Source organism: Corynebacterium sp. KPL2895 (assembly GCF_040225815.1).
Taxonomy (GTDB): Bacteria; Actinomycetota; Actinomycetes; order Mycobacteriales; family Mycobacteriaceae; genus Corynebacterium; species Corynebacterium rhinophilum.
This window is the reverse complement of sequence record NZ_JBEHFY010000003.1, coordinates 55,294-72,201: the sequence shown is the minus strand read 5'-3', so window position 1 is coordinate 72,201 and position 16,908 is coordinate 55,294. Positions and strand designations below refer to the sequence as shown.

15 protein-coding genes are annotated in these 16,908 nt (G+C 59.9%); 5 read left to right on the top strand and 10 right to left on the bottom strand.

Annotated features, from left to right (window positions below):
• The first annotated feature begins 4 nt into the window (after positions 1 to 4).
• Positions 5 to 880: an EamA family transporter RarD gene (rarD, locus tag ABRP95_RS02090; RefSeq protein ID WP_284795993.1), complete on the top strand. Its 876-nt coding sequence runs from the start codon at positions 5 to 7 to the stop codon at positions 878 to 880.
• 222 nt (positions 881 to 1,102) lie between these two features.
• Here rarD and ABRP95_RS02085 read toward each other — a convergent pair whose 3' ends face one another.
• The 5 genes from ABRP95_RS02085 to lspA are packed head-to-tail and all read right to left on the bottom strand — an operon-like array spanning position 1,103 to position 4,138.
• Positions 1,103 to 1,801 carry an HNH endonuclease signature motif containing protein gene (locus ABRP95_RS02085; RefSeq protein WP_349838873.1) on the bottom strand — a complete coding sequence of 233 codons (699 nt, stop codon included), beginning with the start codon at positions 1,799 to 1,801 and terminating at the stop codon, positions 1,103 to 1,105.
• A 45-nt stretch (positions 1,802 to 1,846) separates the two neighbouring features.
• On the bottom strand, positions 1,847 to 2,125 hold the full coding sequence (locus tag ABRP95_RS02080) for a hypothetical protein (protein WP_284853319.1): 279 nt from the start codon (positions 2,123 to 2,125) through the stop codon (positions 1,847 to 1,849).
• A 60-nt stretch (positions 2,126 to 2,185) separates the two neighbouring features.
• Positions 2,186 to 2,722 carry a hypothetical protein gene (locus ABRP95_RS02075; RefSeq protein WP_349838872.1) on the bottom strand — a complete coding sequence of 179 codons (537 nt, stop codon included), beginning with the start codon at positions 2,720 to 2,722 and terminating at the stop codon, positions 2,186 to 2,188.
• Positions 2,719 to 3,645: an RluA family pseudouridine synthase gene (locus tag ABRP95_RS02070; protein WP_284769533.1), complete on the bottom strand. Its 927-nt coding sequence runs from the start codon at positions 3,643 to 3,645 to the stop codon at positions 2,719 to 2,721. Before ABRP95_RS02070 ends, ABRP95_RS02075 begins: the two co-directional genes overlap by 4 nt.
• The gene (gene lspA, locus ABRP95_RS02065) at positions 3,638 to 4,138 is read right to left on the bottom strand and encodes a signal peptidase II (RefSeq protein ID WP_349838871.1); all 501 of its coding nucleotides are present in this window, start codon (positions 4,136 to 4,138) and stop codon (positions 3,638 to 3,640) included. Before lspA ends, ABRP95_RS02070 begins: the two co-directional genes overlap by 8 nt.
• 32 nt (positions 4,139 to 4,170) lie before the next feature.
• Between lspA and ABRP95_RS02060 the strand changes: the two genes are divergently transcribed.
• The gene (locus tag ABRP95_RS02060) at positions 4,171 to 5,115 is read left to right on the top strand and encodes a hypothetical protein (protein WP_349838870.1); all 945 of its coding nucleotides are present in this window, start codon (positions 4,171 to 4,173) and stop codon (positions 5,113 to 5,115) included.
• Positions 5,116 to 5,121: 6 nt separating this feature from the next.
• Here ABRP95_RS02060 and ABRP95_RS02055 read toward each other — a convergent pair whose 3' ends face one another.
• On the bottom strand, positions 5,122 to 5,757 hold the full coding sequence (locus ABRP95_RS02055) for a WKL family lipoprotein (RefSeq protein WP_284769530.1): 636 nt from the start codon (positions 5,755 to 5,757) through the stop codon (positions 5,122 to 5,124).
• 114 nt (positions 5,758 to 5,871) lie between these two features.
• On the opposite strand from ABRP95_RS02055, the gene ABRP95_RS02050 reads away from it, so the two are divergent.
• Positions 5,872 to 6,786 carry an asparaginase gene (locus ABRP95_RS02050; protein ID WP_284851959.1) on the top strand — a complete coding sequence of 305 codons (915 nt, stop codon included), beginning with the start codon at positions 5,872 to 5,874 and terminating at the stop codon, positions 6,784 to 6,786.
• Here ABRP95_RS02050 and ABRP95_RS02045 read toward each other — a convergent pair.
• Positions 6,783 to 8,168: a DNA polymerase IV gene (locus ABRP95_RS02045; protein WP_284851958.1), complete on the bottom strand. Its 1,386-nt coding sequence runs from the start codon at positions 8,166 to 8,168 to the stop codon at positions 6,783 to 6,785. The genes ABRP95_RS02050 and ABRP95_RS02045 overlap by 4 nt on opposite strands.
• A gap of 79 nt (positions 8,169 to 8,247) precedes the next feature.
• On the opposite strand from ABRP95_RS02045, the gene ABRP95_RS02040 reads away from it, so the two are divergent.
• Together ABRP95_RS02040 and ABRP95_RS02035 are read left to right on the top strand one after the other, a co-directional pair.
• Positions 8,248 to 8,892: a GntR family transcriptional regulator gene (locus tag ABRP95_RS02040; RefSeq protein ID WP_284769527.1), complete on the top strand. Its 645-nt coding sequence runs from the start codon at positions 8,248 to 8,250 to the stop codon at positions 8,890 to 8,892.
• Complete coding sequence (locus ABRP95_RS02035; protein WP_349838869.1) at positions 8,889 to 10,121, top strand: MFS transporter; 1,233 nt, start codon at positions 8,889 to 8,891, stop codon at positions 10,119 to 10,121. The genes ABRP95_RS02040 and ABRP95_RS02035 overlap by 4 nt, the downstream gene beginning before the upstream one ends.
• Before the next feature lie 139 nt (positions 10,122 to 10,260).
• On the opposite strand, the gene ABRP95_RS02030 is transcribed toward ABRP95_RS02035, so the two are convergent.
• The 3 genes from ABRP95_RS02030 to ileS form a co-directional block, all read right to left on the bottom strand.
• Positions 10,261 to 11,622 carry a hypothetical protein gene (locus ABRP95_RS02030; protein ID WP_284849987.1) on the bottom strand — a complete coding sequence of 454 codons (1,362 nt, stop codon included), beginning with the start codon at positions 11,620 to 11,622 and terminating at the stop codon, positions 10,261 to 10,263.
• A 514-nt stretch (positions 11,623 to 12,136) separates the two neighbouring features.
• Positions 12,137 to 13,042, bottom strand: coding sequence for a hypothetical protein (locus tag ABRP95_RS02025; protein WP_349835695.1), 906 nt, complete (start codon positions 13,040 to 13,042; stop codon positions 12,137 to 12,139).
• 444 nt (positions 13,043 to 13,486) lie between these two features.
• Positions 13,487 to 16,651, bottom strand: coding sequence for an isoleucine--tRNA ligase (gene ileS / locus ABRP95_RS02020; RefSeq protein ID WP_349838868.1), 3,165 nt, complete (start codon positions 16,649 to 16,651; stop codon positions 13,487 to 13,489).
• Positions 16,652 to 16,908: the final 257 nt, after the last annotated feature.

Genomic DNA, 16,908 nt, shown 5'->3' with positions numbered 1-16,908 from the left:
GGGGATGATCTACACGCTTGCCGCATACATCATGTGGGGATTTTTCCCCGCGTTCTTCCCGCTCCTGCTGCCGGCCACGCCGCTGGAAATCCTCGCCCACCGCGTGTTGTGGACCGCGGTTATCGTCACGGCATTTTTAATCTGCAACGGCGGCTGGCGCGAAATGGTGCGCTTGTCCAAGCGCACATGGGGCTGGCTTGCCGCCGGGGGCGTATTCATCACGGTCAATTGGGGGACCTATGTGCTGGCGATTAATACCGATCACGTAGCCGATGCCGCTTTAGGATATTTCATCAATCCCCTGGTATCGGTGGCGCTCGGCATGATCCTCTTAAAGGAGCAGCTGCGCCCATGGCAGGCGACCGCCGTCGCCGTGGCGGCAATCGCGGTGCTGTATCTGACCTTCTTTACCGGACAGGCGCCGTATATCTCGCTGTTGTTGGCGGCATCGTTTGGCATCTACGGGCTTATCAAGAAACAGGTGCGGGTATCGGCGGCGGTCTCGGTCGCGGCAGAGTCTTTGGTGGTCTCCCCCGTTGCCATTGCCTATATCGTGTGGATTGAACAGGCAGGCCGAGGCACCTTCGTCACGGAAGGCACGCCACACATGCTGCTCTTAATCAGCGCCGGCCTTATTACCGCGCTGCCACTATTGTGCTTTGCCCAGGGCGCGCAGACGCTGCGCTTGTCGACGATCGGCATGCTCCAATACCTCACCCCCATCATGCAGATGCTGTGGGCACTCTTTGTCACCCAAGAGCACTTCTCCACACACCGGTGGATTGGCTTCGGCATCATCGGCGTAGCAGTCAGCATCTACATTGCAGATCTCATCCGCGTTCGCCACAACGCGCCGCGCAAGAGTGCGCGGCGCAGGTAAACCTGCGCGCAGAAATTCGCAGCGCGAAAGACGGTGCGTGAGCCGCGCGCAGTAGTGCACGGCGCGAGAAAACGGCACGCAAAAGTTAGCGGTGTGGAAGAGGGGTGTGCAAAAGCGCGCGGCAACGGGGCGCAGAAATGCGCTGTGGATGAGCTCGGCGCTTAGGAATTCGCGGGCGGGAAAGTCGCCGCTGAGGGTTGGGGCCCGGCTCAACGTTGTGAGCTAACTGGGTCCGGTATCGACGAGGTCCGGCGGTGGCGGCTGCCAGGGTTTAATCCACCGCACGCCGCTGTGCACGCGTTCGAAGCGGCCATTGCGGGGACGGGCGGCGCGGTCGTCGTCATTGCGGCCGTTGTGATGCGGGCACGCGACGGTGAGGTTCTTGGCATTGGTCCACCCGCCGCCGGCCCAGCTATAAATGTGGTGGACTTGGCACTCATCGGCTGGGCGGTGGCACCCGCGCGCCGGGCAGACGGGGTTTTCGGCGGCGGCCATCATAAATTGCTTCCACGTTGCCCCGCGCTGCATGCGGTACAGGTTCACCGGCCCCTCCACGGGGTGGAGAAGAGTGATAAAGCCTTCCTCCGCCATTGCGCGCTGGGCCAGCTCGGCGCCGCTAATTTGCGCTCCGTTGGTCATGGTGACCGTGACGTCTTTATCGCCCTGCGCGATGGCGCTCAACTTATCCAGCGGGATTACCACGTTGGTGCGCACAGTGGAGATGGAGGCGCCGGAGTGGAAGAGGGCGGCGACATCGGCAAGCGTGCCTGCTTGGTTATGCAGCTCCGCGACGAGGCTGGAGCTACCTGTAATCGTTAGCGTCCATGGTTTGCCCGCGGCGCGGCGGCGCAGCCTCACCCCTGGTTTAGGCTCGCGCGGCGGGCGCAGCGCGCGCACCTTCTTGCGGGCGAGCTTGTCCATCGCCTGGGTATCGGCGGATACCTGGGTAAGCTCCGCGCGCAGGGCCTAGGCGCGGGCTTGGGTGGGCGCGCGGCGGGCGTGCTTTTCGATGACCTCCAACGTCGGCAGCGAATGCCCATTGCGCCGCGCTCCCTCGACCGCCCGACGCTGGCGGCGCGTGAAACTGGTCGGCCCGAAATAGATCTGAGAGAGGTGGGCTATCGACGCGGCGGCGGCATCCGGCATGCCGGCGGCGGTCAGCTCGGAGGCGGGCATATCAGCGGCCTCGGCGAGGATATCCATCGCCGAGTTTAAAGCCGCAATATATGCCCGAATGTGTTCCATGCCCCCCATGCTAAGCCTGCACCCCGCACCCCGCGCGGCGAAGCGTTCAGGATGGCAAATTTAGCTGGGTGGGCGCACGGCGAAACTACCCCAGGCGGCATCGGCAGGCGCGGGCTCGACGGCGGCGACGGCGGGGAGGGAGGCGACATCGGCAAGCTGGGCGCCCGTCCCCCACACCACGGCGGCGCTGACGGCGCTGGGGCGCTGGCCGTAGGAGGCACCGATGCGGTCGAAGGTGCGGTTAATCACCGCGGCGCGGTCCTCGCCGGCAACAGGCTCCGGCACCGCGATAGGCGCGGTCGAGCCCATCAGGATGGCGTCCATGCGCGGAATATCAGTCAGCGCGGCGGCGACGGCGACAGGGGGCAGCTCGGTATCGAAGGTGACCAGTGCATACGTGGCGGCATCCGGATCGATGTCCATGGAATTAACGCGCTCAATATACTCCGCGCGCGATTCCCCGTCCGGGCCCAGCTGGTCGCCTTGCACACGCGTGGATGCCTGCGTGCCCAGCGTGCCAAAAAGCACCAGAGCCACCACGCCCGCCACCAGCACCAGCACCAGTGCCGCTAGGCGGCGCCAATAAAACTTCCTCATCCCTGCAGTCGCTCCAGGGCATGCTGCAGGTCATCGGGGTAGGGCGCGCGGGCCTCGAACCACTTCCCGGTGCCGGGGTGGGTAAAGCCTAGCTGCACCGCATGCAGCCACTGGCGCTCCAAGCCCAGGCGGGCAGAAAGCTGCGGATTCGAGCCGTACATGGGATCGCCGACGCAGGGATGCCCGGTGGCGGACATGTGGACGCGGATCTGGTGGGTGCGGCCGGTTTCCAAGTGCACCTCGATGAGGCTGGCCTCGCGAAAGGCCTCGATGAGGCGGTAGTGGGTGACCGCGGCCTTGCCATCGTCAAGCACTGCGAATTTCCAGCCCGATTTCGGGTGCCTGCCGATGGGAGCATCGATGGTGCCTTCGATCGGATCGGGCAGGCCCTGAACCACCGCGTGATAGGTCTTTTTCACGGTGCGGGACTTAAATGCCTGCTTGAGCGCCGAGTAGGCGCGCCCGGAAGAGGCCACTACCATGACCCCGGATGTGCCCACGTCCAGGCGGTGGACGATGCCCTGCCGCTCGGTGGGGCCAAGCGAGGCCACGTTGTACCCTGCCGCGCGCAGCCCGCCGATGACCGTCGGCCCATCCCAGCCCACGCTCGGGTGCGCAGCGACGCCCACGGGTTTGTGCACGCAGATGATATCGGCATCGCTATATAAAACGTCCATGCCCTCCACCAGCTCCTCGCGCGGCAGCAGGGGCTTTTCCGGCTCCGGAAGCAGCACCGAGACCACCTGGCCGGATGCCAGGCGCTCGGATTTACCCAGCTCCTGCGAATCCACGGTGACCCCGCCCTCGGCACACAGCTGGGCAGTAGCCGAGCGGGAGAGGCCGAGGAGCTTGGCAAGCGCGGCATCGGCACGCATGCCCTCCAAGCCTTCTGGAATGGGGAAACTGCGCAATTGCCTATTCATTTTCCGCCCTCCGTTCCGCAATTAGCATGGCGCCGATGAAGATGACGACGCCGCAGGTAATCGCCGCATCTGCGATATTAAAGACCGCGAACGAGCCGACCGAGATATAGTCCACGACGTGACCGAACCAAAAGCCTGGGTCGCGGAAGATGCGGTCTGCAAAATTGCCCAATGCCCCACCGGCAATGAGCGCCAGCCCCAGCGCTTGGCCCGTATTGTGGATGCGCGGGGCGACGATGGCAACGCCTAAGACGAACGCCAATTGAATGGTGGTAAACAGCCAGGTCGATCCCTCGCCACCGATGGAAAACGCCGCGCCGGGGTTAAAGAGCAGGTTAAACCTGAACCAGTCCCCGATGAAATAATGCGGCTCGCCCTCCGTCAGGACGGTAAGCATGAGTTGTTTTACGGCTTGATCCACAACCGCCACGGCGATGACCAACGCGGCGATAAGTCCTGTCTTACTCCTTCGTTTTTGGCTCACCCACATCATTCTAATCTGGAGTGTCCGGTATTTTGGTAAGCGTGTTTCGAGTCAAAGTTTTTACAGCCCTTTCCGCCGTCGCCGTAGCGCTAAGCGCCTGTTCTTATGAGACCCCCGGCCCTGCAGTGGAGCAGCCGGTCGGCCTGACTATCGATGCCCCTCGCCTGACCGTCGAAGATGCCGGAACTGGTGAGAAGAAACTGCTGGAATATCACGACATCGACTCCTCGCAGGAGGTAACGTATCGCGCCACGGAGGGATTTTCGCAGGACTTGCTGAATAAATCCGCCGCCGCTGATTTCCAGGCCGCCGATGTGGATAAGGCGACCACTACCCTGCCGCTTTCGGCGTCCGTGGATAAAGCCACCGAGGACGTCGAGGATCAATTGCCGGCCTCGCGCAACGCGTTTGTCACCGCGGGGGATCCGGATTATTCCGGCGATACCGATATCTCTTCTGCGTCTGGGTTCCAATTCGGCTGGCGCGGTCAAGATAATGGCCAGATGAATTCCCTGCGCTTGGCCGCCCCGCAGGACGCGAGCGATGAGGCGCGCGGCACCGTCGAACAGGCCATCATGAAGCTGACCGCGCTGCCCATCGTCTTCCCAGAGGAAGAGGTGGGCACCGGCGCGACGTGGACGGTGGATTCGCGCGTCACGGGGGAATCCACGCTCCTGCAAACGACACGCTATACGGTCAAGTCCATCGATGGTGACCGCGTCACGCTATCCGTCGAGGTGGAACAACGCCCCACCCTGGGCGCTTTATCCTTCGAAGGTCAGGCCGCGGGCACGGAGTTGGAGGATAAGGAACTCGACGTGCTGGATTCTTCTACCAATTCCTCGGGCAACGTCACGGTGGATCTGACCAAGCCGCTCCCCGTGGGCGGTGACGTGTCCTTCGATACGAAGGTAACCTACGGCACCGCCGATTCAGACCTGCGCGTCGTGCAATCAAGCCTGACGGAGCTGGCGTTTTCTGAGTAACAGGATTTACTCGGCGGGGGCCTCTACGGGGGCCTCGGCAGGCGCCTGCTCTGCGCCGGCTGCGGGGGCATCGCCCTGGGCAGGGGCAGCGTCGCCTTCATCGGCAGGCAGCGCGCCCGCACCGGTATCGGCACACATCTCCGGAACCTGCTCAGGCGGCACCGTGTTTTGAATCAGCGTGCAGGCCCAGGTCTTCGACAGCTTCCAGGTGCCATCCTGATAAATGAATTCCACCTGGTCCGCGGTCTGCTCCTGGCCATCGGCGGTGGTGAAATTCACCGTGGTCAGCACGGATTGCGGGTCATAGCCGGGCAGGACGGGATCCACGACCGCAAATTCCGCGCCGGATTCTTCCTTGGAGCGCGCCATGGTGTCAAAGATCTCTGGGGCGGATTCGCCGCCTTCTACCGTGGCGGTCTTTTCTTCCTGCGATGCCGCCGGGTCCGTGGCCTTTGCCAGGATGGCGTTCAAGTCAGCGGCGGACGGCAGCGCGGGGGCCGCGGAATCGCCGTCAGCGGACGCGGATTCGCTGGATTCACTGTTCTTGGTGGTATCTTCTTGCTCGTCATCAGAAGAGCAGGCGGACAGGGCGGCCGCCGCGCTCAATGCGAGGCACGCGGCACCAAATTTGCGGAATTTCACTTCTCACTCCTCACGTCTGGGATATAAACTCCCATCAGTTTACATTTGCCCCAGCTGTTCTGGTTCGCGCCTGCCGCCTCGGCGCGTCTTCTTTTATTATGGATTATGGAATGCATGACTCATCTCGCCCTCATCGCCACCGGCGGCACGATTGCCTGCACCACGATGCAGGATGGTTCCCTCGTTCCCACCGTCACCGGCGCGCAGCTCGCGGCCGATATTGACGCCGAAGTGGTGGAATTTCGCCAGCTTGATTCCTCTTCTATTACGCTCGCAGACCTCGATGAGCTCATTGCGGTGGTCAACGAGCAGACCGCCCGCGCAGACATTGACGGCGTCATCATTACCCATGGCACTGATTCGATGGAAGAGACGGCGATGGCGCTGGAGATTTTTTGCGCAAGCAATACGCCCATCGTGCTCACCGGCGCGCAGCGCTCCTACGATCACCCGCACCCGGATGGCCCGCGCAATCTCCGCGATGCGCGCGAGCTCGCCCTTAGCGGGCGGCCCGGCGTCTTCATCTGTTTTGGCGGCATGACCATCCCGGCGCGCGGGGCCCGCAAGCAGCACACCTCTGACCTACGCGCTTTTGAGTCCCTTCGGGTACCGGATACCACCCCGCGGCTGCAGCCGCGCCCCTTAGCGCCGCACCCAGTAGAAATCATCCCTGCCTACCCGGGTGCGGGGCGCGTGCTTGTCGATGCCGCCCGCACTTCCGCCGTCGGCCTCGTCATTGAGGCCATGGGCGCGGGCAATATGAGTGGGGACATGGGCCGCGCGGTTGCCGATGCCCTCTGCGACGGCCTCCCCGTCGTCATTTCCACCCGCACCCCGTATGGGGAAACCGCGTTATCCTATGGCGGCGACGGCGGCGGGGCGAACCTGCATAGCCTGGGCGCGATCAACGCGTGGGCCTTCCGCCCCAGCCAGGCGCGCATCTTATTGGCCGCGGCGCTGGCCACCGGCACGGACCCCGCCGAGGTATTCCGGCAAAACCCTGACCCCAAGCGCTATGTTGCTATCTAATCTTGGGTTTCCAGCCAGTCGTGCCAGTCTAAGGAATCGAGCGGATCGGCTGGCACCAAATCGGGGTCGCTGGCGGCAAAGGATTTCGTGCGGCCGGGTCCGGTGGCACGTGTTTCAAAACGCACGCTGACCACCCCGTGCCCGGTGCCTTGGATCCAACCGTGGCCAAATTCCGGGTGGTAGACGTCCTGGGTGGCGTGCCACTGATCCTCCACATCGTCTTCGACCACCACGGTGGTCGGCGCCGGTGGCGGGGAGTCATCGCTCACGCCCGTTTCATAGTCACTATCCGGCAGCACGGGCCGCACGATTTCGCGGTCGAGCTCCGGAAATAGCACGTCTTGGCGCGCGGCTTCCAGGCCGGAATAGCTCACCCCCACCAAGCGGATGGGGCCCAATTCATCCGGGTAGCGCGCCAGCTTGAAGGCGGCTGCGGTCAATACCTCCAGGTCATCGGTGGCATAGGCCAGGGTGGTCGAGCGCGATTCGATATGGAAGTCTGCCATCCGCAGCTTTACCGTCACCGTGCGCGCCCCGCGGCCATCCTTGAGCAGGCGGCGGTGTGCGCCCTCGGCCGCGCGGGTAATTGCCGCATCGACATCGGCAACCGTGAGCAGGTCCTTGGGGTAGGTGTGCTCCGTGGAAATCTGTTTGGATATCGCGCGCGGTGCCACTTCCCTATCGTCAATGCCTTGCGCGAGCTGCCACAGCTGCACGCCGACGACGCTGCCGATGGAGATTTCCACCTCCTTTTGGGTCATGGCGGCCAGCGCACCGATGGTCTCCACGCCGATGCCCTTGAGCTTGGCCTCCGTGACAGGCCCCACACCCCACAGCTTTCCCACCGGGAGCGGATGCAGCATCTCCAGCTGCTTTTCCGCTGGGATGACATAGGTGCCATCGGGCTTGGCTTCACCGGAGCCAATCTTGGCAAATTGCTTGCCGGAGCCCGCCCCGATGGAGCACGGCAGGCCCGTTTCCTCTCGGATGAGCGCGCGCAGGCCATCCGCCCACTGTTGCACCTCGTCCGCCGTCGCACCCACCAATGCCTCTGGCTCCATAAAGGCTTCATCGATGGAGAGCTGCTCAATCACCTCCACGTGCTGGGAGATGATCTCAAATACCCGGCGCGAGGCCGCCGAATACACCGCCCGGCGCGGGCTTACCACCACCGCGCGCAGGCCCACCAATTGTTGGGCGCGATACATCGGCATCGCCGAGTGCGCACCGTATTCGCGCGCCTCATAGGATGCCCCGGCGACGACCCCGCGGCCGCCGACCCCACCGACGAGCACCGGCCGGCCCTGCAAAGTCGGTCGGGTCATTTGCTCGACGGAGGCAAAAAACGCATCCATATCGATGTGTAAGACCCAACGCTGCATGCCTTCCAGTCTAAGACACTCCAGCCCCAGAATTGGGAATAGGTTGACGCTTAAACTATCTTGTATGCAAGATGTATGCATGAGCGATACAAGCATGCAGCCTGCCGCGGAGCGGGTTTATGAATTAGTCAAAGAAAGGATCATCGACGGCACCATCGATTCCTCGCAGATGCTGTCAGAGGCCGCACTCGCAGCCGAGGTAGGAGTCAGCCGCACCCCAGCCCACGAGGCTTTCCTGCGCCTGGAGCTCGAGGGCTTTTTGCAGCTTTATCCCAAGCGCGGCGCGTTGGTCGTGCCGATTAGCCCCCAAGAAATCCGGGAGGTCTACGAGGCCCGCCTGCTTGTCGATGCCCACAGTGCCGAGAAGATCTGCCAGCTGGGCGAGGAAGAACGCGGGGGCATCGCCAAGCGCCTGCACGAAAACATCGCGGCCCAAGACGCCGCACTGGATGCCGAGGACCTCCGCGAATACACGCGCCTAGATGCCCAATTCCACCAAATCATCATGGACAGCGCCGGCAATAGCCTGCTGGCCAACGTGGGCCACCAGCTGCGCGAGCGCCAGCAGCGCTTTACCGCCACCGCCATCGGGCGCAATGTGGCACGGGCCCGCGCGTTCGTCGACCAGCACCGCACGCTTGCCGATGCCCTCCTCACCGCCAACCTGCCCGACTACCTCTCCGCACTCCGCTCGCACCTGAAGAATTCGAAGGATCAACTATGAGTCAAGACACCGCCAATCGCGATTGGTTACCCGTCGCCGGCAGCATGGTCGCCGTTGCCTGGGGCGGCAATGAATTTACTCCTCTGCTCGTGATGTACCGCGAGCAATCCCACTTCTCACAGGTCACCGTCAACGGCCTTCTAGCGGCCTACGTCATCGGTATCGTGCCCGCACTGCTCATCTCCGGACCACTCTCGGACTACATCGGCCGCCGGCCCACGATGCTGCCCGCGGCACCGCTCTCCCTGGCCGGGTCGTTCCTGCTATCCATCGCTCCCGAAGAACCCCTCATCATTGCCGCCGGCCGCGTACTGTGCGGCCTCGCCCTGGGCATCGTCATGGTGGTCGGTTCCACCTGGATTTCCGAGCTCATCACCCGGTCCGGCGGTGACCCCGCCGCAGGACCGCGCCGGACATCAATGTGCCTTACCGTCGGATTCCTCATTGGCGCCGCCTTGGCCTCGGTACTAGCCCAATGGGGACCGTGGCCCACGCACCTTGCCTATGTCCTGCACATCCTGCTCACCGTCATCACCGCGGTCTGGCTATTGAGAACCCCCGAAACCCGTCCACCCCGCGGCGAGACGGTCAAAGACACATTCTTGGAATTAAGCATCCGCGATATGCTGCACATGCTGCACATTCCATCCGCTGCGCACCGCCGCTTTTCCCGCATCGTCCTTCCCGTCGCCCCTTGGGTATTCGGCTGCGCGGGTGCGGCCTATGCCCTGTTGCCGCAGCTGCTTTCCGATTCCGCCGGCGATGCCCCCATCGCCTTTTCCGGCCTCATGACCGTCATTACGCTGGGCTGCGGGGTTGGCATCCAAATGTTTGGCAAGGTCATTGACACCCACCGCTCCGCCCGGGCCTCCGCCGTTGCCATGGCCGTCATTACCGTCGGTACCATTTTCGGCGCCATCGCCGCACGCACGCTTTCCCTCCCGCTCGGCATCACCAGCGCCGCCGTCATGGGCGCTGGCTATGGCCTAGCACTTGTCGCCGGTCTTTCCGAGGTCCAGCGTATCGCCGGAAAAGATGACCTCGCCGGCCTTACCGCCGTGTTCTATTCCGTGTCCTATACCGGCTTCTTTATCCCCATGGCCTTTAGCGCGCTCGCGCCCTACATAGGCTTCACTGCACTATTCCTCATCGGCTCCCTGCTGGCCATGTGCTGCCTCATCAATGTGATTCACGGCTGGCGCGCCCACCTTCCCGGCCCAGTGCGCTAAGCCAAGACCCGCAACATTCGGCCAGAAAACGCAGAAACCGGAGCACCTCCTCATGGAGGGCTCCGGTTTAGTCACTGCCAGTAGCCGAGTCTGAGCATCAAGCTCACACTAATCCGCCCATCTGCTTATTCAAACAAGATTAGAACTTGAACAGTGAAAAGAAGTTACGCAGTGGTTGCAAGAGACGAGCGAGGCCCGAGTTCTTGTTGAAGAACTTGGCAACACCTTCAACCAAAGCAGCCAAACCAGGAATTACTTCAAAGACCTTGCCGAACTTAGAGCTACCCTCTCCAGCACCAGGGGTGCCTTCAGCGCCCGGAACCGATGGCTGTGCCGGCTTTGTGGAACCGCTGCCTCCCTCCTTGCCCTTGCCATTACCGTTACCAGGGGCCTGCTCGGGTTGCGACTCGCTGCCCTTATCAGCAGCCTTCACGATGAGCTCTACGCTGTTGCTTTCACCGGTTTTCGGATCCGTGACGTGAGGAACTGGGGAAACAGTTACCTTGTCACCTGCCATTAGCTTGACGTCCGCAGGTACATCGATTTCGAACGAGACAAACTCACCTTCAGGAACTTGGCCCTTCTGTGCAGACTTTTTCTCTAGCTTGACGACAGTCGTCTGAATCTTTCCGCTGGGGAAAGAAGCCTCAATTTCCACCTCTTGGCCTGGGTACAAACGAACCTTACCGGTAACCTTTTTGTCTCCTGCCTTGATGTCATTTACTTCCGCGGTAACAGCAAACGGGAATTCGCCTTCAGAGTCCCCAGAATCTGGACGCTCTTCCTCAGCCACATCCGCAGGCTTAACAACTACTGGTATGGATTTGCTCTTACGATCGTCCGGAGCGAAGGAATCATATAGCGAACTAAAGAATAGTGTTTCACCTGCCTTTAAGGTAATTCCTTCAGGGACGTCGAATTTAAAGGTGACAGCCTTACCATTAGAGGCTCCACCCTCTTCAACAGAGTTTTCCTCAAGCTGTACGTCCGTAGTTAAAGTCCTGAAGCTTGGGAAAACAGCTTCAACTGTCTTCTGTTGACCTGGGAGCAAAAACACCGAGCCAGTGATTTCCCTGTCCCCTGCCTTGACATCATTCACCATTAGAGGAGCCTCAGACTGCTGTCCGCCTTCAGTAGGCCCTTTGCCATCATCGTCGGAAGCGCCATTGATCCGCGCTTCCCTGACAACCTCAGAATGTGACAAACGCTTCAACTCTTCTTCAGAATAAAGAGGAGTGTTGTCCTTCCCCAGGAGCTCCTTAGCTGTCTGTGTCATTTCACCAACACTTAGCTCAGTTATCTGACCCACACTCAACTTGCAGTTACGCTGCAGATGCTCCGCAACGTTGGCATTGATGCGAGCATCAAAATCGACGCCGGCTCGGAAGTTCTGTGCGCAGTTAAGATGCTCACCAGCAGCCCAAGCAACTGGGGTAACAGCGGTAGCCATGAGAGATCCAGAGATAGCTGCAGAAGCGAGAACACGCTTATTGAGTTTCATACGAACCTTCCAAGGGATACTTCGAACTACGGGTCCTGTATGCCTCGTTACGCTTTCAAAGAAGGTAAAGCATGGGGCGAACACCGCAGAAAGTGGGATAACACGATCTTTATCGTGCTATTTACGTTTTTAAACGCAGGATTAGTAAACCATATTGGTTTTTCATCCAAAAGTGGCCAATCGGAAAAGTGTGCGAGATCACTTTATGACCACGCCTTTAGTGCAACAAAACAATCGCAGGAGATGGGCACTACTCAACAGAGGCCGACACCTTTTACTTCGACTCCTACGACACATGCAGGATCAAACTCAGCTTGGGTCGCATAATCGCTGCAAAACATAAGGCCATTCAGGTAGCACGAGATTTAAATTAAACAACCAAAACCCGCTTTCCTGACCCTATTCGTCAAATAGAAACCGGAGCTTCCCCGCAAAGAGGTGCTCCGGCTTTAATTAATGCCTGAAGCATTAGTCAGGGCATCGAGCATCCGTATATCCGCTAATCCAGACGGGATTAGAACTTGATATTAAACTGCGACAAAAGGTCACGGAGTGGCTGCAAGAGACGACCGAGACTTGAGTTCTGGTTGAAAATTTTAGCAACCCCTGCCACCACAGCAGCCAAACTAGCAAAGCCACCAATTCCGCCAAAGATATTGCCAAAATTAGAGCTGCCCCCTCCAGAGCCAGGGACACCATCGCCCGGAGACTTACCACTTTCTGCAGGCTTAACAATAACTTTAACGGGTAAGTCCTTGTTAGTGGCCTCTTCTGCGGCAGCAAGGAACCGAGTAACCATTATTTCATCTCCGGCGTTTAATTGAATTTCTTCAGGAACACCGAATTTAAAGGTGACAACTTTACCTTCAGCGGTTTTGCCCCCTTCACCAGGCTTTTCGTCAGATTTTAGCACTTTAGTCGAAACGATCCGGCTTGGAAAATGTGCCTGAATTGTCTTCTGCTGACCTGGGAGCAAATACACCGAGCCAGTAATTTCCCTGTCCCCTGCCTTGACATCATTCACCGAAAGAGGAGGCCCGGATTGCTGTTCGCCATCAGCGGGCCCCTTGCCGGTATCACCCGGAGAAACGTCGATATCCTTTGCTAGAGCGATGACGTAAGAGGGCGACAGACGGTTCAACTCTTCTTCAGAATAAAGAGGAGCACCGTCCTTCTTAAACTCCCTAGCAACCTGTTTCATATCTTCAACATTCAGCCGAATGATCTGGTCCACACTCAAATGACAGTTACGTCGCAGATGTTCCGCTACGTTGGCATTAATACCAGCATCAACGCCGGCCCGAAAGTTCTGTACGCAGTTAAGATGTTCACCAGCAGCCCAGGCGACTGGAGTAACAGCGGTAGCCATGAAAGATGCAGAGATAGCTGCAGAAGCGAGAACACGCTTATTGAGTTTCATACGAGCCCTCCAAGGGGTACTACAAGCTACGGGTCCTATACACACCACGATTTACTTTCAAAGAATGCAAAGCATGGGAGGCGGACACCGCAGAAAGCGGGATAACACGACCTCTATCGTGTTATTTACGGTTTTAAACGCAGGATTAGTAAACCATATTGATTTTTCACTCAAAAGTGGCAAACCGAAAAAGTGTGCGAGATCACTTAATGAACACGGCTTTCATGCATGCTGTCAAGGTTGGCAATGGCGTCCTCGCTAAACAAAGACCACGATTACTTCAGCTTCTCCGGCCCCCTAAAAACAAAGTGCACAGCCCCATCTCTTGTTTTATTTTCATTCTTGCGCATATTGGACGCACTGATTGATAAGCGCAAAGCGGCCCGGCCGGACGCTGTAGATAGCATCAGGCAGGGCCGCTTAACGATTAAGCTTTGTGCGCTCTTAGTTCTTGGCTACGGTGGCGGTGACTCCGGTGAGGATATCGTGGGCACCCGCAAGCGGCTCGGTGACCACGGAGAACTCCGTAGCCAGCACTTCGCCTGCGATGGTGTCAGCATGACGCTGCGCCCACTCCTTCTTATCTTCGGCAACGCAAAGGACCACGGAGATGCGGTCAGATACGTCGAAGGCGGAGTTCTTGCGGGCATCCTGCAGGCCGCGGATGACATCGGCGGCCCAGCCTTCTGCCTCGAGCTCTTCGGTGACCTCGGTATCCAGGACGACGAGGCCATCCAAGCCCTCGATGCGGGCCGTGGAGTCTGGGTTCGCAGCCTGCAAACGCTCGGTGTATTCCTCAGGGCTCAAGACGATGTCGCCATCTACCACGACCTCATCGCCGCGGCGCTCGTAGTTGCCCGCCTTGAGATTCTTGATGGCGCGCTGGACATCCTTACCCAAGCGTGGGCCGGCAACCTTGGCGTTGCAGACCACATGGAAGGTGCCGACGGAATCGACATCATCAGTAAGCTCAACCTCTTTGACGTTGACCTCGTCGCGGATGATGTCCGCGAAGTCCGCCAGGCTCTGCGAGCCCGCGAAGGCCACGGTGAGCTTTGGCAGTGGCAGGCGGTTGCGCAGCTTATTGGCCTTACGCACCGAGGACGCAGCCGATGCCACCGCGCGAGTGGCGTCCATGGCAGACACCAGGTCCGCATCCGCGGGGTAGTCCTCGGCCTTCGGGAAGTCCGCCAAGTGCACAGAGCGCTCACCGGTCAGGCCGCGGTAGATGACCTCGGCGACGTGCGGCAACAGCGGGGCCACCACGCGCGTGGTGGTCTCCAAAACGGTGTAGAGGGTGTTGAAAGCCTCTGGGTTGGTGTCCTCGCCACCCCAGAAGCGGTCGCGGGAGCGGCGGACGTACCAGTTGGTCAGCACATCGGCGAAAAGGCGAACCTCTTCGGTGGCGGTAGCGATATCGGTTCCCGCCAGCGCAGCATCGACATTGGCCACAAGATCGTGGGTCTTAGCCAGGATGTAGCGGTCAAGCACGTGCGTGGAGCTCGTATCGAACTTAGCTTCCTGCTCGGCGTAGAGCTGCAAGAAGGTGTACGCATTCCAGATGGGAAGCAGCGCCTGGCGCACGCCCTCGCGGATGCCCTGCTCGGTGACGATGAGGTTGCCGCCGCGCAGGATGGGCGAGGACATCAGGAACCAGCGCATGGCATCGGAACCGTCTCGGTCAAAGACCTCGTTGACGTCCGGGTAGTTACCCTTGGACTTGGACATCTTAAGCCCGTCATTGCCCAAGACGATGCCGTGGGCCACGACCTTCTTGAACGCCGGGCGATCAAAGAGCGCGGTGGACAGCACGTGCAGCAGGTAGAACCAGCCGCGGGTTTGCCCGGAGTACTCCACGATGAAGTCCGCCGGCGAGTGGGTTTCAAACCACTCCTTGTTTTCAAACGGGTAGTGCTTTTGCGCAAACGGCATGGAGCCAGACTCGAACCAGCAGTCCAGCACGTCCGGCACGCGGCGCATGGTGGACTTACCGGTGGGATCGTCCGGGTTGGGGCGGGTCAGCTCATCGATGTGCGGGCGGTGCAGGGACTCCGGGCGCTTGCCGAAGTCCCTCTCCAGTTCATCCAAAGAGCCGTAGACGTCCATGCGCGGGTACTCGTCATTATCGGACATCCACACCGGGATGGGCGCACCCCAGTAGCGGGTACGCGAGATATTCCAGTCGCGGGCGCCTTCCAGCCACTTGCCAAATTGGCCATCGCGGATGTGCTCCGGCAACCATTCGATCTCGTTGTGGTTGAGCTCCACCATGCGGTCGCGGAATTCGGTGACCTTTACAAACCATGCGGGCAGCGCCATGTAGATAAGCGGCTCGCCCGAGCGCCAAGAGTGTGGGTAGGAGTGCTCAATGGTCACGTGGCGCACCACTCGACCAGCGGCTTTCAGGTCCTTGATGATGGACTTATTCGCATCGAAGACCAGCTGGCCCTCGTACGGCGGAACCTGGGAGGTGAACTTGCCGTCCTCATCCACTGGGACCACCAGCTCGATATCGTACTCGTTGGTGGTATTCATATCGTCTTCACCAAAGGCGGGCGACTGGTGGACAACACCCGTACCGTCTTCGGTGGTGACGTAGTCTGCCAACAGCACCTGGTAGGCATTGCGCAGGTCTGGGAAGAAGCCGAAGATTGGCTCGTACTTAAAGCCCTCGAGCTGTGCGCCGGTAAAGGTACCCAGTACCTCGGCCTCACCCAGTTCCTTTTCCAGGGTGCCCAGCAGGTTTTCGGCCATGATGAACGTGCGGCCGGCGAATTCGCCGTCGGTGGCCTTAAATAGTGCGTAAGTGACCTCCGGGTGAACCGCCAGCGCCTCGTTGGACGGCAGGGTCCAGGGGGTGGTGGTCCAGGCGAGGAAGGAGGCATCGGCAAGCGCGGGGTTTTCCGCCAGCGTCTTTTCCGCCGCGGTGCCCTCGCGAGCACCTGCGACTGGGAAGGTCACCGTCAAAGTGGGATCCTGGCGCATCTTGTAGGAATCATCCAAGCGCGTTTCCTGGTTGGACAAAGAAGTATGCTCCGCCCAGGAGTAAGGCAGCACGCGGAAGCCCTTGTAGATCAGGCCCTTGTCGTACAGCTCCTTGAACGCCCACATGACCGATTCCATGAAGTTGATATCCATGGTCTTGTAGCCATTGTCAAAGTCCACCCAGCGAGCCTGGCGGTTGACGTAATCTTCCCACTCATCGGTGTATTCCAGCACCGACTTAGCGCAGTACTCGTTGAACTTATCCAGACCCATGTCCTCGATCTGGGCTTTATCAGTGATCCCGAGCTGCTTTTCCGCCTCCAGCTCCGCGGGCAGGCCGTGGGTATCCCAGCCAAAGACGCGGGGGACGTAATTTCCGGCCATCGTGCGGTAACGCGGCACGATGTCCTTCACGTAACCGGTCAGCAGGTGGCCGTAGTGCGGCAGGCCATTGGCAAAGGGAGGGCCGTCATAAAAGATATATTCGGGGCAGTCCTTGGTCTTTTCCAAAGAAGCCTGGAACGTATCGTCCTGCTTCCAGTACTTCTGGACTTCTTCTTCCATATCCGGGAAGCGGCTCGAGCCGCCGGTCATATCGACCTTGGGGTAAATCTTTTTCACCATTATCTTCCTTCACGCTGTAACTTGATGCAGGGACGGGCCAATGGCTCGCGGTACCACCCTGCTTGAGCTAAAAAGCTCCGCTTCGTTTCGGTGAAGGAGATAACGGTCCCACCCGTTCAGTTCTACTGAGCCTTATGGCCGTTCTTCTGAATTGCTTCCCCGGTGATAGCCGGATCATCGCATGTGCCCGCCAGTATAGCGCCACACGAACGCTGTGCACAAAAGTTATCCACAGGTAGAAATTTTCCTGTTGTACG